This window comes from Gluconobacter kondonii, from assembly GCF_002723995.1.
Classification (GTDB): Bacteria; Pseudomonadota; Alphaproteobacteria; order Acetobacterales; family Acetobacteraceae; genus Gluconobacter; species Gluconobacter kondonii.
The window spans coordinates 171,038-197,388 of sequence record NZ_BEWP01000007.1 but is presented as its reverse complement, the minus strand read 5'-3'; the positions used below and the strand labels follow the sequence as shown (position 1 = coordinate 197,388).

19 protein-coding genes are annotated in these 26,351 nt (G+C 55.3%); 9 read left to right on the top strand and 10 right to left on the bottom strand.

Going from position 1 to position 26,351, the window contains the following annotated elements:
• Positions 1-52: 52 nt before the first annotated feature.
• Complete coding sequence (locus GKO01_RS10005) at positions 53-1,255, bottom strand: pyridoxal phosphate-dependent aminotransferase (protein WP_099286945.1); 1,203 nt, start codon at positions 1,253-1,255, stop codon at positions 53-55.
• A 174-nt stretch (positions 1,256-1,429) separates the two neighbouring features.
• Here GKO01_RS10005 and GKO01_RS10000 point away from each other — a divergent pair, with 174 nt between their 5' ends.
• Complete coding sequence (locus tag GKO01_RS10000; RefSeq protein WP_099286944.1) at positions 1,430-2,905, top strand: aspartate ammonia-lyase; 1,476 nt, start codon at positions 1,430-1,432, stop codon at positions 2,903-2,905.
• On the opposite strand, the gene GKO01_RS09995 is transcribed toward GKO01_RS10000, so the two are convergent.
• A complete protein-coding gene (locus GKO01_RS09995; RefSeq protein WP_099286943.1) occupies positions 2,898-3,836 on the bottom strand; it encodes a LysR substrate-binding domain-containing protein in 939 nt (312 codons plus the stop codon). The genes GKO01_RS10000 and GKO01_RS09995 overlap by 8 nt on opposite strands.
• 295 nt (positions 3,837-4,131) lie before the next feature.
• Between GKO01_RS09995 and GKO01_RS09990 the strand changes: the two genes are divergently transcribed.
• The gene (locus tag GKO01_RS09990) at positions 4,132-6,549 is read left to right on the top strand and encodes a TonB-dependent receptor plug domain-containing protein (RefSeq protein WP_373319079.1); all 2,418 of its coding nucleotides are present in this window, start codon (positions 4,132-4,134) and stop codon (positions 6,547-6,549) included.
• 152 nt (positions 6,550-6,701) lie between these two features.
• Here the strand turns inward: GKO01_RS09990 and GKO01_RS09985 are convergent, their stop codons facing one another.
• A complete protein-coding gene (locus tag GKO01_RS09985) occupies positions 6,702-7,553 on the bottom strand; it encodes a hypothetical protein (protein WP_099286941.1) in 852 nt (283 codons plus the stop codon).
• Positions 7,554-7,755: 202 nt separating this feature from the next.
• Here GKO01_RS09985 and GKO01_RS09980 point away from each other — a divergent pair, with 202 nt between their 5' ends.
• Entirely contained in the window at positions 7,756-8,514 is a 759-nt protein-coding gene (locus tag GKO01_RS09980; RefSeq protein WP_099286940.1) for an NAD kinase, read from the top strand.
• Positions 8,515-8,516: 2 nt separating this feature from the next.
• Here GKO01_RS09980 and GKO01_RS09975 read toward each other — a convergent pair whose 3' ends face one another.
• The 3 genes from GKO01_RS09975 to GKO01_RS09965 are packed head-to-tail and all read right to left on the bottom strand — an operon-like array spanning position 8,517 to position 10,930.
• Positions 8,517-9,449, bottom strand: a complete 933-nt coding sequence (locus tag GKO01_RS09975) for a 2-hydroxyacid dehydrogenase (protein ID WP_099286982.1) — start codon at positions 9,447-9,449, stop codon at positions 8,517-8,519.
• A gap of 30 nt (positions 9,450-9,479) precedes the next feature.
• A complete protein-coding gene (locus GKO01_RS09970) occupies positions 9,480-9,953 on the bottom strand; it encodes a low molecular weight protein-tyrosine-phosphatase (RefSeq protein WP_099286939.1) in 474 nt (157 codons plus the stop codon).
• On the bottom strand, positions 9,950-10,930 hold the full coding sequence (locus GKO01_RS09965; protein ID WP_099286938.1) for an AEC family transporter: 981 nt from the start codon (positions 10,928-10,930) through the stop codon (positions 9,950-9,952). Before GKO01_RS09965 ends, GKO01_RS09970 begins: the two co-directional genes overlap by 4 nt.
• A 162-nt stretch (positions 10,931-11,092) precedes the next feature.
• Between GKO01_RS09965 and GKO01_RS09960 the strand changes: the two genes are divergently transcribed.
• On the top strand, positions 11,093-11,404 hold the full coding sequence (locus GKO01_RS09960) for a hypothetical protein (RefSeq protein ID WP_099286981.1): 312 nt from the start codon (positions 11,093-11,095) through the stop codon (positions 11,402-11,404).
• 20 nt (positions 11,405-11,424) lie between these two features.
• Here GKO01_RS09960 and acs read toward each other — a convergent pair whose 3' ends face one another.
• The 3 genes from acs to GKO01_RS16475 all read right to left on the bottom strand — a co-directional run bounded on the left by acs (position 11,425) and on the right by GKO01_RS16475 (position 16,192).
• A complete protein-coding gene (gene acs / locus GKO01_RS09955) occupies positions 11,425-13,332 on the bottom strand; it encodes an acetate--CoA ligase (protein ID WP_099286937.1) in 1,908 nt (635 codons plus the stop codon).
• Positions 13,333-13,618: 286 nt separating this feature from the next.
• On the bottom strand, positions 13,619-15,349 hold the full coding sequence (locus GKO01_RS09950; RefSeq protein ID WP_099286936.1) for a phage fiber-tail adaptor protein: 1,731 nt from the start codon (positions 15,347-15,349) through the stop codon (positions 13,619-13,621).
• Positions 15,350-16,060: 711 nt separating this feature from the next.
• Entirely contained in the window at positions 16,061-16,192 is a 132-nt protein-coding gene (locus tag GKO01_RS16475; protein WP_264815858.1) for a hypothetical protein, read from the bottom strand.
• 511 nt (positions 16,193-16,703) lie between these two features.
• On the opposite strand from GKO01_RS16475, the gene GKO01_RS09945 reads away from it, so the two are divergent.
• The 5 genes from GKO01_RS09945 (at position 16,704) to holA (ending at position 23,744) form a co-directional block, all read left to right on the top strand.
• Positions 16,704-18,812, top strand: coding sequence for an AfsR/SARP family transcriptional regulator (locus GKO01_RS09945; protein ID WP_174694279.1), 2,109 nt, complete (start codon positions 16,704-16,706; stop codon positions 18,810-18,812).
• 132 nt (positions 18,813-18,944) lie between these two features.
• Positions 18,945-19,463, top strand: coding sequence for a DUF3576 domain-containing protein (locus GKO01_RS09940; RefSeq protein WP_244901407.1), 519 nt, complete (start codon positions 18,945-18,947; stop codon positions 19,461-19,463).
• 7 nt (positions 19,464-19,470) lie between these two features.
• On the top strand, positions 19,471-22,068 hold the full coding sequence (gene leuS / locus GKO01_RS09935) for a leucine--tRNA ligase (protein ID WP_099286934.1): 2,598 nt from the start codon (positions 19,471-19,473) through the stop codon (positions 22,066-22,068).
• Positions 22,068-22,739 (top strand): hypothetical protein, encoded by a 672-nt coding sequence (locus GKO01_RS09930; RefSeq protein WP_099286933.1) that lies wholly within the window; start codon positions 22,068-22,070, stop codon positions 22,737-22,739. The genes leuS and GKO01_RS09930 overlap by 1 nt, the downstream gene beginning before the upstream one ends.
• A 3-nt stretch (positions 22,740-22,742) precedes the next feature.
• Positions 22,743-23,744, top strand: a complete 1,002-nt coding sequence (gene holA, locus GKO01_RS09925) for a DNA polymerase III subunit delta (RefSeq protein ID WP_099286980.1) — start codon at positions 22,743-22,745, stop codon at positions 23,742-23,744.
• Positions 23,745-23,796: 52 nt separating this feature from the next.
• Here the strand turns inward: holA and GKO01_RS09920 are convergent, their stop codons facing one another.
• Positions 23,797-26,235, bottom strand: a complete 2,439-nt coding sequence (locus tag GKO01_RS09920) for a TonB-dependent receptor plug domain-containing protein (RefSeq protein WP_174694285.1) — start codon at positions 26,233-26,235, stop codon at positions 23,797-23,799.
• Between the last annotated feature and the right edge of the window lie 116 nt (positions 26,236-26,351).

The window sequence follows — 26,351 nt, the reverse complement described above, 5'->3', positions numbered from 1 at the left end:
TACCTGTTGGCATGAGAGAAGCGGGGAAAGTTCGTGCTTCCCCGCCGTTTTGTCAGCGAAGGGAGGTCACGAACTCTGCGATGCGTCGGCAGCCTTCCTTGAGCGTTTCCCGGTCGGTTGCGTAGGAAATGCGGAAGAACGGGCTCATGCCGTAAGCTCCCCCCTGAACAGATGCGACCTGCTGTTCTTCCAGCAGAGCCATGACGAAGTCGGCATCCGTTGCGATATGGCGTCCTTTGGGCGTGGTCTTGCCCAGGCAGGCACCGATTTCGGGATAGACGTAGAATGCGCCCTGCGGCGTGTGGCATGTCACGCCCGGAATGGCATTCAGCAGACCAACAACCAGATCCCGTCGGGACTGATATTCGGCCGCACGCTCTTTCAGAAAATCCTGCGGGCCTTCAAGGGCGGCAATGGCAGCGGCCTGCGCGATGGTGTTGATACCGCTGGTTGACTGTCCCTGCATGTTGTTCATGGCGGCGATCAGGTCCCGCGGGCCGCCGCAATAACCGACGCGCCAGCCCGTCATGGCATAAGCTTTGGAGACGCCATTGACCGTCAGAACGCGGTCTTTCAAGCGTGGTGCGACTTCGGCAATGGTGCAGAAGTCGAACCCGTCATAGATCAGGTGTTCGTAAATATCATCCGTCATGATCCAGACATGCGGATGCTTCAGGAGAACGGCCGCGATTTCTTCCATGTCTTCACGCGGGCAACAGGCCCCGGTCGGATTGTTGGGGAAATTGAGCAGCAGCCATTTGGTGTTGGGTGTAATGGCGGCATCCAGCGCTTTGGCAGACAGGCGGAAATTGTCTTCGGCCGGGCAGTTGATCTGCACGGGTCTGGCACCACACAGACGGGCGATATCCGAATAGCTGATCCAGTACGGAGCGGGGAGGACAACCTCGTCGCCTGTATTACAGGTCGCCATCAGGGCATCGAAAATGATCTGTTTGGCGCCATTGGCGACGAGAATTTCGTCAAGCGCGTAATCGAGATGGTTTTCGCGCAGGAACTTGGCCTGAATGGCTTTCTTGAGCGCGGGCTTTCCATCCTGCGGCGGATATTTCGTATCGCCGCCACGGGCGGCCACTATGGCGGCGTCCACGACGTGATCGGGAGTCGGGAAATCGGGCTCACCGGAAGAGAGGCTGACGATTTTGAGGCCTTCCGCCTTGAGTTCGCGGGCCTTGTCGGTCATGGCGGCAGAGGCCGAAACGCCAATTCCATTCAGTCGATCAGCAAAACCGGGCATTGATGTCTCCATTGCCGCATAAGGGTAACGCATGCGCGAATAGCGGCATCGTAAATCGTTTCGCAGGCGTCGAGATACTGCCGAAAATTGTCTGACCCTATACCACAATCATATGGGGTTGAATCGAAGTCGCAATAATAGGCTCGGGGTCTATCACAGCTCTGGATACCCGAAATGACGACATCCGCATCCCGGTCCGACGTTGCGGCAGGCATGATGCCACCTCTGAATGACTTCAGGGTCGAGAAAGACCTGCTGGGAGAGGTTCGCATCCCGAAGAACGCTCTGTGGGGTGTCCATACCAGCCGGGCGGCGGAGAACTTTCCCATCAGCGGGGAGCCGGTAGGGGCGTTTTCAGAGTTTATCCGCGCTTTTGTTACAGTCAAACAGGCAGCTGCACGAACGAACAGAGCTCTCGGTTATCTGGATACAGAGCGGGCTGACCTGATCGAGGCTGCGTGCCAGGCACTGCTGAAGCATGACGATTATCGCAGCTATTTCATTGTGGATGCCATGCAGGGTGGTGCCGGGACGTCCACCAACATGAACGTCAATGAAGTCATCGCCAATGTCGCGCTGAAACTGGCGGGACACAAACCCGGTGATTACCAGATCCTGCATCCCAACGACCATGTGAACATGGCTCAGTCCACGAATGATGTTTATCCGACGGCCTTGCGACTGGGACTGTTCACGGCGACTAAACCTCTGCTTGGAGCACTTGAAGAACTGGCCCGGACTTTCGAAGAAAAGGCCGATGAATTCTCGGACATCCTGAAAGTCGGCCGCACGCAGTTGCGGGATGCCGTGCCCATGACGCTCGGGCAGGAATTCAGGGCGTTTCAGCATGCGATAGAGACGGAAATTCATCATATCCGCAGCCAGTCCGAAGCTTTTCTGACTGTCAATCTGGGCGGGACGGCGATCGGAACAGGTCTGAACACGGACCCACGTTATGCGAACACTGTCTTGCAGGAGTTAGGACGGCTGACAGATCTGGCCGTGAAAGGAGCTTCTGACAGGATCGAGGCGACTTCGGATGTCGGTGTTTTTGTGCTGTTTTCTGGTGTTCTCAAACGGCTGGCGCTCAAGCTGTCCAAAATCGCAAGCGATCTACGCCTGCTGTCGAGCGGCCCTCGGGCTGGCATCGGAGAAATCACGCTCCCATCCGTTCAGGCAGGGTCTTCCATCATGCCGGGCAAAGTCAATCCGGTCATTCCTGAAGCTGTCAATCAGGTGGCGTATCTCGTTGCGGGTTATGACGTCACGCTGAGCATGTGTGCAGAGGGGGGACAGTTTCAGCTTAATCCTTTCGAACCGATGATCGGATACTGCCTTTTCTCGTCCCTCAAAACATTGATCGCTGCCGTCACGCTTCTGACTAAAAAATGCGTTCAAGGAATTACAGCAGACGCCGAGCGGTGCCGTTTTCTGTTTGAAAGGAATATCGGTATCGTCACGGCACTGGTCCCGCTTCTTGGATACGAGACCTGTTCCCGGATTGCCCGCCGGACTCTGGATGAAAACCGGAGCGTGCCGGAGCTTGTCCTTCAGGAAAAGCTGTTGTCTCAAGAAGTACTTTCAAATCTGTTGCGCCCGGAATTTCTGACGCAGCCCAATGTCGGGCTGGTCGAAACGGCTTTTAAGTAGAGGCCTGCGTTCCGGGCCAGTTGCGTGAGGACGCCATGGCCCGGGCAAGGTCTATGAGGCGCTCCCGGACGGCCACTGACGCCTCTGTCTCAGGAACAAGCTCCGGGATGCAGAGAGAGACATTTTCGCTGATGACGGGATTACGCAGGGCATAGATGCGTGACTGGTCTTCAACGGCAATCCTGCTGGCTACCGACCAGGGGAGAATGGTGCTGCCGATCCCCTCCTGAATGGCACCCTGAAGTGTTGTCAGAGCTTCGATTTCCGCAACGATCTTAGGCTCCAGCCCTTTGCGCATAAACGCCATATCGATCGCCTTGCGGACAAAGTTGTGCTTTGGCGGCACAAGCAAAGGAATATCCGTGATATCCGCGAGCTGAACTGTATTGTCGCCGTCGTGAGGAATGGTGAGGGCCTGCGGGGCGAGCAGGAAGAATTCTTCCTTCATCAGAGGCGTGAAGCTGACGCCTTTCATGGGACCAGAACCATGAATGACGGCCATGTCCAGTCGGCCTGTCATGACAAGTTCGCTGTAGATGTCGTCAAAACTCTCGGTCAGGTGCAGGATGATGCCGGGAAGTTCCTCTCGGATACGGCGCAGAAGCTCGACCGATAGCGTCGAGCCTGCGCTGTATGGAGACAGGCCGACCGAAACCTTGCCAACAAGCGGGCCAGCGCCTTGAGTAATCTCGACCATGGCCCGGTCGAACTGCTTGCTCAGGATCTGGACGTGACGGTACAGAACAGAACCGGCAATGGTGGGCGTGACCCCGCTTTTGCTCCGGATCACCAGTTTCTGACGGAATGCGCTTTCAAGGGCTGCCAGTTGCTGGCTAAGCGCGGGCTGGGCGATGTTCAGCAGATCAGCGGCGCGTGAAATACTGCCGAGATCAATGATCTTCACGAAAGCCTGCAAACGCCTGATATCCAACTGGCCGATCTCCTGATGTGACAGACTGTGAATCCAATACTCTGCCGATTGGGAAAAATGGTCAATCAATCCATTGGAATGCGATTGAGCCAGAAGCGGCGATTATGCGAAGAGTTCCTCGAAATTCTCGTTGCGAAATTGGAATATAAATAATCCATATGACGCCAAAACATAACGCATCCGTACCATAAACCCATGCTTCGTATCGGAATTCCGGCGACTTGAGAGGGATGCAATGTTGATTGGGTCAAATTGGAAACTCTGTCTGGTCGCAGGAGCTGCACTGGGCGCATTTATGCCTGACAGGGTTCTTGCGGCATCCGCTTCAGCAGCGGCTCCCGTGAAACATCATCGCGTCGTTGTCAAAAAAAGAGCAGGCGCTGCTCCCGCCAAGAGCGCGCCGCCAGTCCATCATGCTCCGACATCGCTTCAGGCGACATCGACTGAAAGTATTCAGGTCGGTGGCCGACAGACGAATTCGGTCTTCTCTCCGGTTGCGGCGCGCCATAGTACGGCCCAGGTGACTGTGGTGACCGGGGCTGAACTGCTCAAAACAGGTCAGACGAACGTTCTTTCTGCACTGGCGCAGGCTAACCCGGCCATTACAACGGCCGCACTTCCAGGTGGTGGAGCAAGTGCATTCGTTCAGACGATGCAGCTTCGTGGCCAATCTCCTGATGATACGCTGATCCTTGTCAACGGCCATCGCCGCCATATCGGAGCCAACTTCAACTCGAATGCCGGTACGAACTGGGGCAGTGAACCAAGCGACATTTCGCTGATCCCGGTCTCCGCCATTGACCATATCGAGGTGATTACGGAAGGGGCATCTGCGCTTTACGGACAGGATGCCATTGCGGGTGCGGTTAATATCGTCCTCAAACGAGACACGCATGGCGGCAGCATTAATTTCAAGAACAATGGCTATTACGCTGGCGATGGGCAGGGTCTCGATGGATCGGCCAATTATGGCATGGCTCTGGGGAATAATGGCGGATATCTTGATCTTGCCGCGCAGGTCACTCATCAGCTTCCCACAACACGTGGTGGGGATTTCTATGGCACGCTTTTCAGCGATTCCCGAAACGAGACGGCCAATCGCGATGTGCAGCGGGGATTAGGTCTTCCCAAATCGACGCTAGAGACATTAAGCGAGAACATGTCCCTGCCGCTTGGGCACGGTTTCAGTGCCTATAGCACCTCAACATTCTCGCATCGCCGCGCCAATGTCGCCGAGACGTATCGCAGTGCGGCCGATACGGATACCTGGATCAACACCAATCTGTATCCTAACGGCAACCAGCCCTATATCACGATGGACCAGTATGATTTCGAGACGGACAACGGCATCCGCGCTCACAAGTTTGGATTTGCTTGGGACGCGTATGTCACATTCGGTCGGGATGAACAGAAATACGGGACCAAGGATTCAGAAAATGTTTCCATCCCCGACAGCACACAGACGTCGTTCTATGATGGAGCGTCCATCGCCACAGAACTGACGAGCGGCATTCGCGGTTCGCGCTCGTTCCAGACGGGCTTTCTGCCGCGGCCGGTTGATCTGAAATTCGGTGCGGAATACCGCCATGATACGTTCCAGATGACGGAAGGTGAGACAGCATCCTGGGAAGGGCTGGGAGCCACTGACCACCCGGGAAACGTCCCAATGGCCGTCACCAACCAGAACCGTGATATTTACGAGGGTTTTGCAAATCTGGGATTCTACGTCACAAAGAAGTGGGAATGGACGCTGGGTGGCCGCGTCGCGAGTTACAACAACCTCGCGACTGTCGAAACGGGCTCGGTCGGCACACGATACAATTTCAATAAACGCTGGGCTGTGCGCGCCAATGTCAATACCGGTTATCGTCCGCCGACGCTGGGTGAGATGTCCTATTTCTATTCCGCGCCTTACCCCGGTTACACGGTAGATCAGGTTCCGGCTAACAGCAGTATCGCCAGATATCTGGGGGCAGGTAATATGAAAGGCGAGTATTCCCGAAGCTATAGCATTGGTATTGATGCGACGCCGGTGAATAATTTTCATGTCACCGGCAATCTTTACTACATCGCCATCAACTCCCGTCTGGGAAGCACCAAGACCTATAGCGTTGATAAAAACGATTCCGTTCTCATGAATCTGCTTGCGCAGAACAATCTTGAGAGCGCGACATCGCTTTCCTATTACGCAAATCTTTATAATACCCAGACATTTGGTGGCGATTTCAGCGCCGACTATACGCTGCATACACAACGCCTGGGGCAGTTCCGGTTTGCGATGGGGATCAATTTTTCGGATACCGAAATCCGTTCCGCGAAAGAGAACTTCGTCAACGAATACACCAAGGAAATCGTTCTGCACGCGGCTCCAAAAAACCGCGAGCAGATCAGCGTGAACTGGACTTATGGCAAATGGTCCGCCTTCGTGCAGGAAATGCGCTACGGCTCAATCATCTACATGGCCGCTCCGACAGGGCCGGGCAGTGTGCCGTTCATGCAGAACCCGGCCCTGCTGACCAATCTGGAAGTGGATTATAAAATTCTTCCTCACTGGAGTATTGGAGTGGGGGCTAACAATGTCGGAAACAAGTATCCGACGCGTGTACCTTCTTCGATATCGCATACGCAGCAGGGTTTGACGAAATATGCCTCTTATTCACCATACGGATTCAATGGCGGCATGTATTATGTTAAAACGGCGATCGACTTCTGAGTCGCCAAAACATGCTCGATACGGCCTTGCTCCACAAATAATGGAGTGGACGGGCCGCATCTCTTCCAAGTAGATGGGTCTTTGTTCTCCCTGAAGAAAACGAAGCTTCCGTCTATTTCCTGACTTTGGAAAACTGCTTTCCGAGCAGGGCTTTAGCCACGAGTGTGTGAGATATGCGTGCCGGATATTTCCCCGAATACTGAAATTTCGCCGTTGCCGCCGTACTGATGATTGTTGTGAAACAAGCCGATGGGGTCGCCGTCACGTAGATCGTCGTAGCTGGAAACATGCGGATTGTTCGATAGCAAGGCTTGGCCGTTCATTATACTGTCTGATCCCAACGCCGTCAGGGTTGAGGCATCGTTGATCGGCTTTGTATCGAGCCGTCCGCCCGAGGCCGGGAGATGATAATGGGTGAAGGGTAGGTCGAGTTTGTAGAGATGACTTCCTCTACCAGACGAACCCGGAATGGCTTGTGCTTCATTCAAAGCTGTGGAGATCTGATGGGGCGCCAGATCTTCCCCCCCACGTTTCACAATGACTGCAAGGTCTCTGAGCGGATTTGCTGGCAGTCGTCCGGTGCTCGGATTTCTGAGGTTCTCGATCTTGCTTTTGAGCAGGCCTGTAGGCTGCATGTTTTTAGGCCATTGGAAGGGGATCATGCCTTTACCGTCGGGACCTGCAATCTCATGCGGCGGACGGCTGTCGGTCCTGTAAACACTGAGCTTCCCTGACGAGATACCTTCCGTAACGGGAGCGGTTGCGGAGGTGGCACCGACATGGTGCGATTCCGTTGACATCGTGCCCAGCAATGTTTGCTGAGCGTGCGTTGCCGCTATTCCCTGCAGATGAGCTGGTTTGGGTGGGACAGGGGGCTTTGGTTTCGCTTTGATCATTGCCTGATCGAAGGCGCTTGCGTCTGCTCTGGGAGCAGCTGCCCTATCCTCGCGCAAAGACGACTCTGAGGCATGAGTGGTGGATGCGGGAGGCAGATGGCCAATCATGTTTGCAAGGTCTCTTCATGCGATTGAGCTGGACCTTATAGCGAGCCTTGCTGTTCTAAACCTGACGTATCGTAGTCGGTTCTGTAGCCCTATACCGCCTTCTTTTAAACCAACAGAAATTATCATAGGACGTCTGCCAACGCGACCTGAAGGCCGGAACCTGTTAAGGTTCGTGCTGACTTTGGATTGATATGGCTCCACTATGAAAATTCATTTTGTTGCGTCTTCTAGCGACACTGCACAGTCAGCACTGGAGCGGCTTTCAGAAAAGTACGGCAATGCCCACCTTCACAATGCAGATTTTGTTGTTTGTCTGGGTGGAGATGGCTTCATGCTTGAGGCACTTCACAAGGTTCTGGATCGAAGTATCGCCATCTATGGCATGAATTACGGAACTGTCGGGTTTTTAATGAATGCAGCCAATGAGGGGGATCTTTTGCGTCGCCTTGAAAATGCTCAGCCCTCAGTTCTTCATCCATTACACATGACGGCGACGACTTCCACGGGAATCGTTAGGAGCGCATTGGCGTTCAACGACGTTTTTCTTTTCAGGCAAACGAGGCAGACATCCCGAATAAAAATTGAAATTGATGGTCGGGTGCGTCTTGAAGAACTGATTTGCGATGGAATTATTGTTTCCACTCCGGCGGGGTCTACAGCGTATAATCTTTCAGCTCATGGACCTATTGTTCCTTTGAGCTCCAATATTCTTCCTTTAACGCCAATCTCCGCTTTTCGTCCTCGTCGCTGGAGAGGGGCACTTTTGCCCTCCAGTGCTGTGGTGAAGCTGACGCTTCTGGATACGGAGAAAAGAGCGACAGCAGCCGTAGCGGACTTTACGGAAATTCGTGATGTGGCAGAAGTTGTGGTGCGTGAAGATCGCACCCGAAAGGCCACGATCCTGTTCGACCCGGACCATGGCCTTTCGGAGCGGATCATTGCCGAACAGTTCGTGGCATAAGCTTATACGACGGGAGTGAGGAGCGTTCCGTCGGTGAAATAGGCAATCAGATTATTCACAACCAGATTACCCATGGCTGTTCTGGTTTCGACTGTTGCTGATGCCTGATGGGCTTGCAGAACGGTATTTGTGAGCGCGAAAAAAGCCGGGTTTATATCAGGTTCATTCTGAAAAACGTCCAGTCCTGCGCCAGCGATGCGCTTTTCTTTCAAGGCATCCAGAAGGGCGTTTTCGTCTACGACTGTACCCCGGGCGATATTGATCAAGAAACCGTCTTTTCCCAGCGCCGTCAGGATGTCGTTATTGATCATGTTTGCGGAACGTGCTCCTCCGGACACTGCGAGTATTAGGACATCGCACCATTCTGCCAAGCTTTTCAGGTCAGGCTCGAAGCGGTAGGGCGTGTCAGGCTTTGCATGAGAGTTGAAATAGGCAATCTCCATATCAAAAGCTGAGATACGCTTGGCAATGGCCTGCCCTATGTGACCGAACCCTGCAATCCCGACCCGTTTTTTTGTCAGACTGCGGCTTAGGGGGAGGGGGGAATGAGGCCAGCTTCCCGCCCGGACGAAGTGGTCATTATTCACGACATCCCGCATAACGGTCATCATCAGGACGACGGCCATATCGGCCACATCTTCTGTCAGGGTATTCTGGGTTGTCGCAACGCCGATATTCCGGCGTTTTGCTTCCTGCAGGTCAATGCGATCGGTGCCTACGCCATTGACCGAAATGACTTCTAGATTGGGCAGCGCGTTCATGATCTCGGCTGGAACTCCAGAGGCGCCTCCAGTCGTGATGCCGCGGATGCTCGGAGCGAAGCGCTGCAGATCTTCAGGTGTGGTGTAGGGATGGAGTTCAAAAGATTGCTCCAGCCGCTCTCTCATAAATGGAAGAATGGGATCGATCGTCAGAATGCCGGGTCTGGATGACATGAAATTCTCCATTACTGATTTATGGGGGCGTCACTCTTTGGTGCGTCGTCCGAGGGTTGCGTTTGCGAGCGCAGCACAGGCGGCTTCAACGTCTTCCCAGGTTCTGACGAAGCCTTCGTCAGGTCCATAATATGGATCAATGACGTCCTGTCCCATGCGGGTCGGAATATGATCCAGCATGAGCGAAAGGTGCGATTTTGAAGCGCGGGGCTGCATTTTCTTAAGGACTGTCAGATGGGAGCGATCCAGAGCGACGATATGATCAAAGCGGCTGAAATCATCTACCGTGACAAGACGTGAGCGGAGTGTTGAAGCGTCCAGACCTTGTCGGGACGCGATGACGCATGCGCGTGGATCCGGTGCTTCGCCCAGATTCCACCGCCCAGTGGCGGCAGAATCAATATCCAGTTCCAGCCCTCGTTCGCGCGCTTCCCGGCGCATGGCCAGTTCGGCCAGAGGGGATCGACAGATATTGCCTGTGCAGACAAAAAGGAAACTACTCATGCGCCTGTTAGCCAAATGAAAAATGCCATGGTGAAGATGGAGGATAACGTTCCGAAGAACAGAACGGATGCAATTTCACGTTCCAGAACATGATATCGCATGGCAAGGATAACGTTGATGGATGCGCTGGGAATGGCCATCGTCAGGACACTCTCCTGAAGCGCAGGTAAGGGCAGATGCCACGCGCGGGCCAAGGCATAGATGATACCGGGAATGACAACGTTCCGGACACTGACAATGACCCCCACCAAAGGGCCGAATTTTACCTGACGGGTGAAAAGAACCACACCTGAGGCGAAGAGCGCCGCGCCGCCTGTCGCCCTTCCAAGAAGCTGAAAAGAGCCTTTGAGGAACTGCGGGAGGAACGCACCTGCGCTGACCAAGACAAGCGCCATCATAGGCACCCAGACCACAGGTTCGCGGCAAGAATGGATTAGATGTCCGAACAGTTCGCGGACGTCACTCCGCGCCTGGTTGTTATTCCCGACGCGGTGATCTGTGCCACGGTCATGCCCCATCAGGATCAGTGTGATCGGGAGTTGCACCAGATTCATCGCCAAAGATGCGATTGAAATCGGCACGGAACTGGCGGGCCCGAAAATCTGGCCCAGAACAGGAATACCAATGAAGGGAACGGACGGACCGGTGATGGTCATCGCGATCAGTGCGGCTTCTCCAAGGCGGCGTTTGAGCAGGCCGCGCAGGATGGCAAAGATCAACCCATACCCACCAATCATGGCCAGCAGGATGAGCGCGGCGACTGGCCCTGCAGCCAGAACCTGACCTCGCGGCGTACTGAGGATTGAAACCAACAACTCCAGTGGGAGCGCGTACAGCATGACCAGACGTGTCAGAACACCTGCCTGCTGGGCGTCAAAATCTTTTCTGTATGCCGCGAAATAGCCAAAGCCCAATGTCACGAGAATCGGGAGAATGGACTGAACGATCGTCAGCAGCAGGGCAGGCGAATTCGTCATAAATGACCCATGAAAACAGAAATCCGGTCAGGAAAAGATCACCTTTCGTAACGGTCACCCTCACATTCGTCTATCCCCACAGCAGATGACAGTTGACCAAAGCTACGGAGAATGGCTTTGTGGAGTGATCTTGTCCTCTTTCTGTTGGTGCCAGCTTACGTGATGCAATCCATACTCGATACGTTGTGGGGTCTGATCCTGGGCCTGCTGGGCGTTGTGGTGGCCTGCGTGGCGATCATCGAGGTCATGGCCCGTTCGGTGCTGAACAGCCTTGGAATACAGGGACAGATTCAGACGGCTCTGTTGTTTCTGCTGTTGGGCGGGCTGATTCTCGGGGCCTTCAGAGTTTTCGGAAAACTGTTTGCCGTTCTGCTGGTCGCCGCGTTTTCCGTCTATTTCGTGCATGTCGTCTTCGGCGTTCTGAGCGATGCGCTCATCCCGGTTCAGACATCGAGCGCTACGACCGATATCTGAACGCCGCCAGTGCGGACCAGTCAGTCCGCTGGCGTCTGGATGATGCGGATCAGCGTCTCCACGATTTCGGGATCGGCGAGGGTGGACAGATCGCCAAATCCTTCAGTCTCCCCACAGGCGATCTTGCGGAGCAGACGGCGAACGCTTTTCCCGGAACGGGTCTTGGGCAGATCCGGCACGACATGGATGCGCTCGGGCGCCGCATAGCGACCCACTTTTGACGTAATCGCTTTTGCAGCCCGGACATGTAGATCGTCGGGAGCATTGTCGCGCGGGACGACGTAAACGACAATTCCCTGTCCCTTGAGATCGTGCGGGATACCGATTGCGGCACTCTCCGCAATGGTCAGCACAGTCGCCAGTGCATCTTCGATTTCAGCAGAGCCGATCCGGTGTCCCGAGACATTGATGACGTCATCCACTCGTCCGGTAATCCAGTAGTACCCATCTTCGTCACGGCGAGCGCCGTCTCCCGTGAAATAATATCCGGCATAGGGCTGAAGATAGGTGCGTTCGAAAAGACCGTCATCGTTCCAGATGGAGAGCGCGCGACCGGGCCAAGATCCCTTGAGGCAAAGCACGCCTTCTGTGGCTCCTTCGCGAGGCAAGCCCTGTTCGTTCAGAAGAACCGGATGCACGCCGGGGAGGGGAAGCGTTGCTGAGGCAGGCTTTTCACGAACGGCCCCCGGAACGGGAGAAATCATAATGCCGCCGCTTTCCGTCTGCCACCACGTGTCAACGAAAGCGCAGCGCCCGCCACCGACATGATCGTTGAACCAGGACCAGGCTTCCTGACTTATGGGCTCCCCCACAGTTCCCAGAACGCGCAGAGAAGACAGGTCATAACGCTGCACGACCTCATCGCCTTCCCGCATGAGCGCACGAATGGCGGTTGGAGACGTGTAGAATGTCGTCACCTTGTGATCCTGGATCACATTCCACCAGCGCCCCGGCCCCGGATAGGACGGCATTCCCTCGAATAGCAGAACCGTACCGCCGTTCAGAAGAGGGCCATAAACTCCGTAAGTGTGCCCCGTGATCCAGCCAATATCGGCCGTGCACCAGAAGATGTCTCCGTCCTGATGATCAAACACCAGTTCATGGGTGTAGGACGCCCAGACCAGATATCCACCCGTTCCGTGCACGATGCCCTTGGGCTTGCCGGTACTGCCCGACGTATAAAGCAGGAAAAGCGGAGCCGAGGAGGGCATGTTCTGAGGCGTACAATCTGAGGCGGCTTGGTCCAGAAGGGGTGCAAGCCATCTGTCGCGCTCAGGCTTCATACCCACCTCGTCGTCCGTCACGCCCACGACAAGAACAGTGTTGATGGCAAGGGTGTCCGGCCGGAGGTCAAGCGCCGCATCCAGTGTGGCCTTGAACGGAATTCTTCTAGGACCCCGTCGCCCGACATTGGCCGTGATCACCAGAACCGCCCCGCTGTCAGCCAGTCTGTCCGCGATCGCCTCTGGAGAAAATCCGCCGAAAAGAACCACATGGATCGCGCCGATCCGCGCGCAGGCAAGCATGGCAATCAGGCCTTCAGGAACGGAAGGCAGATGAATGGCAACCCGATCCCCCGCCTGAATGCCTTGCTCTCGCAGAACATTCGCCATGCGGCAGACATGTTCATGAAGGGTTTTATAGGTGAAAGTTAGGACGCGCCCGGCGTCCTCAGCCTGCCAGATCAGGGCTTTCTGATCGCCGCGGGTTTCGAGGTGGCGGTCCAGGCAATTGACACTTGCATTGAGCATGCCACCGGCAAACCAGCCTTGTTGTTCGCTCTGGGCGTGAGGCGGCACCGTGTTCCAGGAGAGCCTTTCGCTCTCGCGCATCCAGTAAAGCTCGGGCTCGGCAGTCGCCCGTTCCACCAGAGCGTTATAATCCGTCGGTGTCAGGCGGAATGAGTGAGAGTGAGAAGAGGAGGGCATGAACCTGAAACCTTACGCACAAAAAGCAGACGCCACAGAGTGGGCTGTTGTTATATTTGGCTTGCAGGTTCTGAAACAGAGAGAATTTTTTCATCCTTATAAAAAGCCCAGTTAGGGAGTTGGGTACTCGCGACAGGTAGTCGGAGAATTTTTTGCTCCTTGGGTACGGGTGAGAAAACGCGAATACGCTATGGAGCTCTCAAATCAGCAGTTCGATACATATTGTCAGCGCGTCTCGAACTGCTGAACAGCTAGAAGCCCGGATAGTCGTGCCAGAGCCGTCACTTCATACGAGCGTCTCTCCGCTCAAGCCTGTCCATGCTTTCGTATTCGGGTTCCACATCGCCATGACGCCCTGTGAACCAGAGCCGATGGCTTTGTCTGTGACAACGGCACGCTGCCACGCGACAGGGGAGGCAGGGAGCGTTGTGAATGTGTAGGCGTTATAAGCCAAGATAACTGGCTCGGCAGCCAAGGTTGCCTGATTTGTAGCCTTTGAAATCGATACGGCAGGAGTTGATAGATATTTGGTATTGTCTGAATTGGACGCGGTGATGTCGAATGTTGCCGCCGCATTCTGGGTGGATGTGGAAGGACAGGAGATCTTCCAGTACACTCCACTATCGGAGTCCTTCTCGACCCACATTATTCCACTTTCGCCCCAGGTCCCGTCTATTCCGAACCAGGGAGAGGCTAAAGAGTTATTTCCACTAACGGTTTTTAAGAATAAATATCCACCATATCCGTAGTTATCTTGCAGTGTTAGGCAAGGTGGGAAATTATCTTTTGATAAGATGGTAAATCGATTATAGTTATTGTTAGATGTAAATCCAATATTAATACCATGCTCTTTGGTTGCATCTACCATGCTAAATAGTGATGGATCAGAACCTGCATCAGACGGGTGACTTAGGGTTGGGATATTGGAGATGGATGCCATCTGTAATGGCAGGTAATCAGTCCCATTCGCGGCCGTATAACCGAGGGCTGTATTGATCGCCGCCGCCGTAAAATCCGTTGCGCCGCCGCCTGCGCCGGGAGGGGCTTGGAAGGAAACCCCAGGTGCAGTTGCACCATTGGTCATTGTCGCTGTGAGGGTAACGGTGGAAGGCTGACCCGCTGTGACGGGGCTTTGGCTCACGGCGACAGATGCGATCCCTACGCCGGCAGGTCCAACCTGGCCGTCTTTGCCGTCCGTTCCTGTTGCGCCGGTATTCCCTTGCAGGCCCTGTGTGCCGGGAGATCCAGCTGGGACATCGAACGTGACAGGGGCGGTTGTGGTGCCATCGGTGAGGGTTGCGATCAGCGTTACCGTCGACGACTGACCTGCCACGACAGCACCTTGTGTCACGTTGATTGCTTTGATCTCGACGCCCTGAGTCCCGCCCGAGGATAGTGCCGCGATCCATTGCCCGATGGTTTGGATCTTGGCGCTGCTAATGACATTCAGTCCCGAGCCATCGCCGGAATAAGTCCCTGCTGTCACGCTTTCAAAAGAGGGCGTGCCAATGGGGGCCGCGGCTTCAGTGGCCATCACGACGCGACCGTTCGACGAATAGCCCGACGGTAGAGTTTCCGTGTCGGCGATCAGAACTTTACCGTTCGTCAGGGTATCAGCCGTGAAGTCCGATGGAGGTGCAGTTGCACCGGTCAGTGCCGTGATCTGAAGGACAGCCATTACGGAATAGACGCGGCCCTGCTGGGTCGTGATCTCGAAAAGGATTTTTTGTGTCGTGTCGGGCTGCCCGCTTGCAAGAAACACCACCACCATTGTCCCCGATACGGCACTCCACATGGCCTTGAGCTCGTAAGCGTCACCCGTGGCGGTAAGTGTGGTTGACTTGATTGTGGCTGGTGTATCATCCGTTCCAGCCAGAATCGCCGAAAAGTCCAGCGTATAGTCCAGGCAGTCAGCGGATGATTTGGGGGACAAGATAACCTGTGAAACGGTTCCGTTGCGCCCCTGTAAAACGATCGTACGCAGCGGGGAAGGTGTGAGATTATGGATTGTGGTCATGCAGTCCTCACATCGGTCAGAAACGCGTCAAAATCATAATTTTTTGGTATTGTTGCAGGAGTATCCTGCCTTTTCTTCCGCGACAGCAGACCATACGCGTTCAGACGGGTGCGTGTTTGTTTCAGCAGCAGCCCGATACGGTGCCAGACCTTTAACCTTGTCCAGAAAACTCACCCTAATGTACGGTTATAAAAATATGGACTGATAGCGCAGTTCGGAAAGCTTCCTCATAAAAAGACAAACGCGCGCGCACCGAGGAAAATGATGTGTCAATCTAATATTTCAAAAAGATTATTATTTTTTGAGGGATGAAGTCCGAGACAAGTTCTGCCAGAAAGGTAGCGCGAAGCGTTGGATATCGATACGCATACTACCATGTTCGGTTATTCAATATTTATATAACAAGTAAGTGAGAATAGAGTCACTTCATATTCATGGTAATTTTATTGGATTGACGTCGTAAACGGCAAATACTGCGTGACTGATTCGCATTTATGCTGGTCATTAGAAGGTCGTTCTAAAATGTACCCTCTGAATTATAAAACATCAGGGCAAAACGGTAGTTTTGTAAGGATGTTTTGTCTGTATGGTGTCCGCGAGAGGATTCGAACCTCCGGCCCCAGGATTCTTACCACTTCGGCTTTCGCCGCCATGCCGCAAAGCATGTTTGTGGTCTGGACTGTCTCTTCACCACAACTACGAGAAACGCAGTCAAGGTGTTGCCCGTACAGTCTCTACACCTTCGTTCCGGCGCGCCGGAACGCTTGGCTCGGGATTGGCACGATCAAGATGATCAGAGCGTTCCCCGAATTTGAGCAAATCCACCATACGGTTTCCCATCATGGCGCCCAATTCTAAAGCCTTAGGAATCCTGTGCTCTATCCTGCTGAGCTACGCGGACAAACCTCTTTTACCCTATTGCGGGTTCTCTATTTTTGCAACCATCTCTGCGCTACAAAGACATCGTATATATTCTAAAGCTTTAAATCGTTAATGGAAAATCCGAAAAACTGAGCCTTACGGGGTTGAGGTGCGTGGACGAAAAGAGAATGGTAGAGTTTGTTTAAGCTATTTAAACTTTTTCTGGGTATTCTTGCTGCTAAGGCTTCTGCTACGGGTTTGTGCTACGCCCTTTTTTATCAAAGGGTGATGTATTTTTCTGGTAGTGCCAAATCCTGAGTGGGATAGATCACGTTCGCGTCCGTCATCCCAACACAATATCTCTCTGGTCAGGAGGGGCAGGTTTGACTGGGTTGAGAATCGCCATGATCTGCGTTGCTTGTGGTGTTGCGTTGAAACGGTTTGAAAGCTCTATGCTTTCGGGGCGGGGGTGCTGATCGTGGGAGCAATAAAGATGATGGATAGTTTATCCCGTCAGGTCAGAGAGACTGACCCCACTCTTCTGCGTCTGAAGCTGATTGGGCAGATGGAGGCGAAAACACTCATGGGAGACAGCGTGCTCCCTGTCGGTGGAAAGACGCGTGCTCTTCTGGCGATTCTGGCTCTTTCCGACCGTAAGCCTGTTTTGCGATCCCGTCTTGCTGAGTTGTTATGGAGCCAGAGGCCGGAAGATATGGCTCGCGCTTCTCTTCGGCAAGAAATTCATCGTCTTCTGGATGCTCTGAGCCCTTTGGGTGTGGATGTCATTGACGTTCAGCGCCATTCACTTGCACTCAAGCCAGCCCTAACATCTGTGGATGCTGAAAGACTGCTGACAGCTAGTCTTCGAACGATTGACAGTGTGGTCTGGTCAGATGAAACACTTCTCGGTGAGTTGATTGGCGTTGATCCGGCGTTAGACGAATGGATTACCCAGCAAAGAGAACGACTCACCGGTCATCTTCAGCAACTTTATGAAAGCGCCGTCCGAGAGTTTACGGATCCGGATCAGGTTGCAGAGATGGCTGAGCGCCTTTTGAAGTTCGACAACTTCAGCGAAGTTGCATGGCGCACTAGAATACAAACGGCTCTTCACCGTGGGGATCACGTCCGCGCAGCTGCGCTTGTTGAACAGATGACGAGTGTACTCGGGAATGTCGAAGGACATACCTTTGCCCCGGCCACACAGGTGCTGATTAATGGCATCGGAATAGAGGGTGTCAGTGGAGGGCTGTCGAGAGATGTCTCTCAGACTGCCTCGCCTCCCCCCAGTTCAGATGCGTCTTTTTCCGTCTCTATGCCCCGGCCAGATCCCATGCTGGCCTTGCCGCTGCACTATATGACCCGTAATCCTTCCGGCATACAGTCTCGAAAGATCTCCCTGATTTTTCAGGCGCCGGTATGTTTCGACGAAAAGCTTTTGCAATATGGACAGCTTTTTCGAGACAAGTTGGAGCTCATGTTTGTAAGCATGGGAACCTTTGATATCGTCGCGGCTCCTGATATTTCCCTTTTGGACTCCGTTAGCGCCATGATGGCGTATCAGGCTCTTGGAGCAGACTACGTCATCTCTACAAGTCTGCGTAGCGGGGAGAGCGGTACTGAGAGTCGTCTTATTCTTCGCGTTCTCGATGCACGAAGGAACGGCGTTATCATTTGGGGAACGCATTACGATTTCCCCTCTTCAGGGTCTGATCAGACCCGAAACAGTATGCTGACACCGGCACAGGCCATGCAGTGGAGTATTTTTGTTGCCGAAGCCCGGCGAATTGCAGGACGTCCTGACACGGAGCTGTCGCCATTGGGTATGGCGCTGCGGGCTTTTACGCTCCTTTTGAAGTATGATTCTTCGTTCTTTAAAAGAATCGACTTTCTGCTGAATGATGCGGAAGGTTTTGAAAAGGATGATGGAGCCATCGCTCTGATTGATGCGATGTACTGCTATATACGTTTTCAAAATGAATGGAGTGCGGAAGCAGACGCTCTCTTTGCCCGGGGTCTGCGTAGTGTCCGGGCTGCGGCCTCGCTTCTGCCGGATACGCACGCAGTTGAAGTCCTGCTGGCTGCGTATCTGATGTATGATTCTGCAAGTCGCAGTACGGCTGTATCAGTCGTTCGGGATGCTATTGAGAAAATCTCCCGCAATGAGGGAAATCAAAAAGATTCTCCTGACAGCCTAATGGCTCATATTATTTTGGAGCTTCTTCAGGGAGAGACAAAATCAGTTGTTCGTAACGTAAAAATTCTTCTGCAAAATGGATGTCGTTCGCAGTTCCTTGAACTCTTGCGACCGGCTTTCATGATGATTTTGTTGTTGGGTGAAGAGTATCACGAAGTTATTTCAATGGGACGGTTGATGTCTGGCCTATATCCGTCCTGTCCGAGTGCCTTGGTATACTATCTGGTCGCGTTGACTGAAGCGGGGGCTTTTCCAGATGAGGCTCAGCAGGTTTGTCGTCACCTTCTGCGTCTGGTGCCTGACCTAACGGTTTCCAGAATTGTCAGCCGCTTCGTATTTGCAAAACCTGTGCAACAGGCAAGATTGGCTGAGGTGCTGAGTAAGGCGGGTGTGACTGCAGGATAGGAACATCTTCCGTCAGGTGCTTGGCCTTGCGCCTTCGGCGCGATATGAACACTCAAGAAGTTGCCGGCTACAGGCCTCGCCAGTCTGTATCCTTGCTTGTGACCGGCCCTGGCGCGGCCCGCAGGACCACCCATGATGTCTCGCATCCCGTTGACCGTTCTTCGACCTTTTCACAGACCAGTGGCCCGTATTGCCATTGGATGTCTGGCTCTCAGCGCGCTTTCCGCCTGTGGTGGTGGCCGCGATCCCAGCACCCTGACTGCTCCGCGCAATCATCTTTTGGGTGTGGACCGGGGAGCTGAGGGCGGTGCCGACGAGCTTCGTGGTGGGGTCAATGCTTATCTGTGGCGCGGCGCGATCGATACGCTGTCGTTCATGCCGCTGGCGTCTGCCGATGCCGTGGGTGGCGTCATTCTGACGGACTGGTATAAGCCTTCCGCCACTCAGAATGAGCGTTTCAAAATTGCAGCCTACGTCCTGGACCGTCGCTTGCGTTCGGATGCTCTGCGGGTTTCCGTTTTCCGGCAGGTTCTTCAGGATGGTCAGTGGGAAGACACTCCTGTTTCCGCGACCACAACCTCCGATATCACCACCCGTATCTTGACGCGTGCGCGTCAGCTGCGCGCCGAAAATGGCGAGCGGGACAACTGAGTCAAATATGAACGATACCCCAGCCCCCGCATTCGATTTCCAGAGCCGCGAACCCTTCTGGCAGAAAGAATGGAAGCGCCGGAACACTTTTTCCGTTCCTGATGTTCCTCCGGCCGACCGCCCGAAATATTATGTGCTAGAGATGTTTCCGTATCCGTCCGGACAGCTTCACGTCGGGCATGTGCGGAACTACACGCTTGGGGACGTGGTGGCGCGCTACAAGCGGGCCCGCGGATTTGTGGTCATGCATCCGATGGGCTGGGATGCCTTCGGCCTTCCGGCGGAAAATGCGGCCCGTGAGCGGAATGTTCATCCCGGCAAATGGACGATGGACAACATCGCAGCCATGCGCGGCACGCTCCAGCGCCTCGGTTTCTCACTGGACTGGGATCGTGAGATCGCAACCTGCCTCCCCGAATATTACGGCAAACAGCAGAAACTGTTCGTCGACATGCTGGCAGCTGGGTTGGTTGAGCGCCGGGACTCTCTGGTCAACTGGGATCCGGTCGATGAGACGGTTCTTGCGAACGAGCAGGTCGTCGACGGACGTGGCTGGCGCTCGGGGGCTCTGATCGAGAAAAAGAAGCTCTCCCAGTGGTTCCTGAAGATTACGAAATTTGCCCAGCCACTGCTGGATGACCTCAAGACGCTGGACCGGTGGCCCGAGCGCGTCCGCACGATGCAGGAACGCTGGATCGGCCGCTCCGAAGGCGCACGGGTGCGTTTTGCCCTTCATCAGCCTCCTGTGGGCTATGATGCGGATCTGGACAGTATCGAAGTCTTCACGACGCGCCCTGATACGCTGTTCGGTCTCAGCTTCGTCGGGATTTCGGCGGAGCATCCTCTGGCGCGCAAGATTGCCGAGAGCAATCCGCAGGCCGCTGCGTTCATTGAGGAATGCCGTCGCCTTGGAACCTCGGAAGAGGTGATCGAAGCTGCTGAAAAACGTGGCTTTGATACCGGACTGCGTATTGCCAATCCGCTCGATCCCGAAAAGACGGCTCCTGTCTGGATCGCCAATTTCGTCCTGATGGATTACGGGACCGGCGCCGTTTTCGGTTGTCCCTGTGGTGATCAGCGCGACCTTGATTTTGCCCGTAAATACGATCTGCCGGTTCCGCAGGTCTTGCTGCCTGCGGGACAGGATGCTGAAACTTTCGTTCTGGGCAAAAAGGCCGTTTCGGGCGATGCAACCCTGTTCAATTCAGGCTTTCTGGATGGACTGGATCCCGCGACTGCCCGCACGAAGGTAATCGAACACCTTGAAGGTCTGGGCGCTGGAAAAGGCGTCGTGAATTGGCGCCTGCGCGACTGGGGCATCTCTCGTCAGCGCTACTGGGGCTGCCCGATCCCCATTATTCACTGCGAGACCTGTGGTCCGGTTCCTGTTCCCGACGAGCAGCTTCCCGTTATCCTGCCGGAAGACGTGACCTTTGACCGACCCGGGAATCCGCTCGACCATCATCCGACCTGGAAGCATGTAAACTGCCCGCATTGCGGCACGCCAGCTGTCCGGGAAACTGACACCTTCGACACCTTCGTTGACAGTTCCTGGTATTTTGCCCGCTTCACAAGTCCCCATGCCGAGACCCCGACGGTCCCGGCTGCGGCGAATGGCTGGCTCCCCGTTGATCAGTATATCGGCGGTATCGAGCACGCGATTCTGCATCTGCTTTATGCACGGTTCTTCACCCGCGCCATGCACGAGACCGGTCATCTGGATGTGGACGAACCGTTTGCCGGTCTTTTCACGCAGGGCATGGTGACGCATGAAAGCTATCGGGACGAGAGCGGGTGGCTTTATCCCGAAGACGTCGAGCGTCGTGGTGACACTGTTGTGCGTCGGGACACAGGAGCGCCGGTGCAGATCGGCCGTTCCGAAAAAATGTCCAAGTCCAAGCGTAATACGGTCTCGCCTGTCGATATCATTGAGCATTACGGCGCTGACACGGCCCGCTGGTTCGTTCTGTCCGATAGTCCGCCTGAAAGGGATATGGAGTGGACGGCCTCCGGCGTGGCAGCTTCTGCCCGCTTCGGCCAGAGGCTGCATCGGTTGGTTGCATCGGTTGCAAGCCGTGATGCTGCCGAGAGCATCCACGGTCCCGTCGGGGAAGACCTGCGTCGTGTGACCCATAGGGCCATCGTCGCTGTAGGTGAGGCGCTTGAAGCCTTTACGCCAAATGTTGCCGTGGCGCGTCTGCATGAACTGACCTCGGCACTGGCCGAGGCCGAGCGTCTTGAAGGAGACGGCATTGCGGCAGCCCGCCGTGAGGCGGCACAGGTCCTGTGTCTGCTGACGGCACCTATGATGCCGCATCTTGCGGAAGACATGATGGCGATTCTGGAGCCGGGCAGTGCATTGGTCGTGGATCGTCCATGGCCGGAAGCCGAAGAGCAGTGGCTTGCCGTCCAGAGTGTGACGATTGGCGTGCAGATCCTCGGTAAGCTGCGCGGGACCATTGAGGTCCCGCCGGATGCACCGAAGGAGCAGGTGCTTGCCGCAGCCAAAAGCGAGCCAAACGTGGCCCGTCTGCTTGAAGGAAAGCGTCTGGTGAAGGAAATTCATGTTCCGAACCGGATCGTCAACTTCGTGGTTGCCGGGTGATGTCTGACCGTCGCGGCACTTTTCTGCTCACGGCTTGTCTTCTGTTGGGGGGATGTGGTTTCTCACCCCTCTACGGAAAGCTGACCCCGAAATCCGACATGTCGGAAGAGTTGGCCCAAGTTTATGTGGACAACATTCCGGGGCGTTATGGCCAGTTGCTGCGTCTGGCTTTGCAGAAGAATCTGGCGGGCGCCGGACCGGAAGATCCTCACAAATACATGCTGAAAGTCTATTCCAGCATGAATGAGGAAGCTGTCGACATCCATGAGGATAACACCTCGGGCCGAACGCGCAGTACGGGTTCGGCGCATTGGGTGCTTATAACAGTGGAGCAGAATCCGCGTATGCTGGCGCAGGGTGATGCGACGACGCTGGATGGTTTCAATACGACTTTCGAGCAGTATTTTGCTCAAACCCTGAATGATGAAACCCTTCAGGCGCGTGTTTCCGATACGCTGGCACAGAGCGTGACACAGCAGCTCGCGATCTGGTTCCGCAGTCATAACATGCCCGAGAAAGCGGCGCCTGATGAACTGCCGCGCTATCTGAACACAGATCGGATGCCTGACGACAACGGGAACGCAGCGACGGATCGAACGGGCGTTGACGGCTTCCCGGCATCTGCCACCGGCCGTCTGTCCCGTAGCACGACCAGCACATCCGCCCAGTAAGTGGTGAAAATCGACGCACGGAATATCGCGCGAACACTGGACAATGCCGGCTCCTGGCGGGCTATCGTGCTTCATGGAGAGGATACCGGCCTCATTCGGGAACGGGCCGCGCAGGCGGTCCGGCGGGTTGCCGGCACGACGGATGATCCGTTTCAGGTGGCGCAGCTTGACCGGGAAACGCAGGATCGTCTTGAAGAAGAGGCCACTGCACTCTCCCTGATTGGGGGGCGGCGTGTCGTCTGGGTAAGGGACGGGCAGGAGAGCCTTGCTCCCCTGTTCAAGCGGGTGCTGGACGCGGACACGGACGCTCTGGTCGTCCTCGAAGCTCCGGGGATTACAGCACGCTCGAAGCTGCGTGCTCTGGCTGAGGCCCACAAACAGGTTGCCTCCATTGCCTGCTACCCCGAAGAGGGGCGCGCTCTTTCCCAGACCGTGACGGAAGCACTTGCTCAGGCGGGCGTCACCATCGATCGCGATGCCCTTATCTGGCTTCTGGGCGTGCTGGGGTCTGACCGCAGCGGGGTGAGGGGGGAAGTTGAAAAACTTCTGTTGTATGCCGGTCCGAATGGTCGTCTTGATCTATCGTCCGTTCAGGACTGCGTTGGCGATGCCGGTGGCAATTCTCTGGAAGATGCAGCGTTTTCGGCTCTGTGCGGAAATCGCATGATGGCCGATCAGGCGCTCGAACGGGCCCTGGCAGATGGGGCAAATCCCGTAGCGGTGGCGCGTACGGTTCTGGGTGTGCTGGTGCGGCTTCAGAAAGTTGCTCAGGCTGTGCAGGACGGGCAGGGGCGGGCCGAAGCCATGAAGTCCCTGAAACCCCCTGTATTCTTCAAACGTACCGCGGCTTTCAGTCAGGCACTGGATCGTTGGCCTCTCCCGGCGCTCGCACTGGTAGCACGCGAAACGCAGGCTTTCGAACTGGCCTGCAAGCAGAGCGCTTCGCCCGATATGGCGCTATGCAGACGCCATATCGCGTCGCTTTGTACGGTTCGAAAAGCCTGATTTAACAAGCTGGTTTGGGACATGCGCTACGCTTCGCATGTCCCAATACGGCTTAGAAACGCGCCGAAACGTCCAGGTAGTAATACCCGCCATTCATGCCGAGCTGCGATGTGCTCATGTAGTACTTGGGTACGCCAAGATAGCGGTTTCCTTCAGGCACCACAGACGGGAATTTGGCGAAGATATTGTTCCCCCCAATCGTGGCGCTCCATTTGGGACTGATATTGTAGGTCACCGAAGCATTCGTCGTCCATTTCGGCACATTCTGGAACTCCAGATAGTGGCTCGTGGAATAGGCGTAGGGCCCCGTGTAATAGGTGAGCTGAGATGTCGTCTCGCCGTAACGGATTTCATGGACGGAGACCGCCCATTTGTTGCGTGCGGAATGCCAGGTCCCGCCGAAGATGATCTTGCTGCGCGGATATGCTGTGGTGATGTAGGCGATATACTGCGCCGTCAGAAGCGGCGCTCCGGTCGTGCTGGTGGCCTGATGGCGCAGGCGCGTGCGGTTCAGGTTGATCGCAACATCCCAGTCCGCATGACCATAACGTCCAAAATCGGTCGGATAGGTCGCACTCAGATCAAGTCCTTGCGTCCTCGTATTGGCGACATTGGCAAACCAGTGCGTGGCAAGCTGGCTGCCCGTCCAGCTTCCAGATCCTGGAGGAAGATTGAACCCGTCCATCTCAAGCGCGCTATGAGCCTGAGATCCGTAGATGGACCCACCCGGCATAATCCGGTTCCGCAGGTCGATCTGATACACATCGACAGTGACGTGCAGCTTCTTGACCGGCTCGACGATGATACCGCCTTCGGCGCTTGTGGAGGATTCCGATTTCAGGGCCGAGGCACCGTTGGCGAGTGCTCCGGGGGAGTTTGCTGCAATAATGCCGCTCGCAGCGGTCGGCGAGACGGATAGCGCGGAATAATGCTCCTGCGCCAGCGTCGGGGCATGGAAGCCATTGCTGAACGTGCCACGGATCGCAAAGCGCGGGCTGAAATCGTAACGGGTCGAGACCTTGCCGGTCTTGGTGTTGCCGACATCCGTATAGTGCTCGACGCGTCCGGCCAGATCGACCTGCCAGTGCTTCATCAGGTTGGTGGAGATGTCGAGATAGCCTGCCGCAACGTCACGAGACCATTTTCCGGCATTGGCCGGGTTGGTGCCGGGAAAGCCGTCCGAGCTGGAATAGTTATAGCTGGCCGGAGAGCCGGTTCCGATTGCATAGGCCTCATAGCGATAGGACGCACCGCCTGCGACGTTGATGGCATATGGCCAGAACGACGTACGGAACTTGCGGCTCAGATCCACGCTGTTTGTCCACTGCGTGTTGTTATAGGACTGCGCTGCGAACGATGTCGGGGTCTCGCCCGTCGCTGTGTACAGCCCCACATTCGTGGTGCTGTTGGCGTTCAGGGCATCGTAATCGCGTCCGAAAACGGACGATACATCCCAGTGCCAGCCTGCCAGAGTGCCTTTCAGACCAGCCGTCAGCTCGTAATCGTCTTCTTCCAGAGCCTCGATGGGGGAATAGCCATAAGGATAGATTGCCGCGTAGCCCGGATATTTGGCGAGCGAAGTGGGCAGGCGGTAGTTCTGGTAGGATTCCGCATGACGATGCGCATAGGTCGCACCGGCATAGGCCTGGATATCATCGGTGATGTCATAACCCGCATTGATGGCGACGCTCTCACGCGTCTGTTCGGGCTGACCCAGAAGCTGGTTGACGTCGGTGTTGGTGCGGTTGTCGTTCCCTGAGCGGAAGGTGTGGTCCTGATGGACGAAATCGCCGCCGATATGAACAAAGCCGCGATTGTTCAGATTCAGGCCGCCATCAATGAACACACCCTGCTGGAAACCATCGCCTTCGCTCGTGATCCCGGTGTTCGAGCGCATGGTCAGACCATGGTTCTGCTTCTTGAGGATGATGTTGACCACACCCGCAATGGCGTCAGACCCATACTGGGCAGACGCACCGTCGCGCAGGACTTCGATATGGTCGATCATGGCCATGGGGATCATGTCGATATCGACAGGTGTGGACCCCTGTGCCGGTCCGCCATCGGCGTAGATATTGGCCGTGGTGTGCCGCCGCTTGCCATCCACCAGCACAAGCGTCTCATTGGGGTTGAGGCCACGCAGCGAAATGCTGTCGGTCAGGGCGCCGGCATCGAAGCCGCCTGTCGGAACGGTCAGGGAGGGCAGCAGCAGGGCCAGAGAGTCACGCAGTGTGGGCTGACCTGTCCCTGTCAGCTGACGATTCGTCACGATATCGACCGGGGCAATCGAATCCCGCGCCTTTTTGCCGAACTCGCGCGTTCCTGTAACGACAAGCGCTTCTGAGCCGCCTGAAACCTCGGTCTCGTGTTTTGGCGTCTGAGCGTGCTTTGCCTTTTTGGACGCAGGAGTCGGGTGAGTTTGTGTGTGTGCGGCCGGAGCAGAGTGTGCCGACGCAGGCTGCGGCGTTGCAGCCCGGCTTTCCGCCGTCATGAGAACGAACGTGGAGCCAAGGAGGGACGTGCCCAGAAGGGTCAGATGACGAAGGGAAAGCTGGGTCAGCACTTTTACCACGCAATAGGTTAGTATTTTATATGAGCCACAAAATT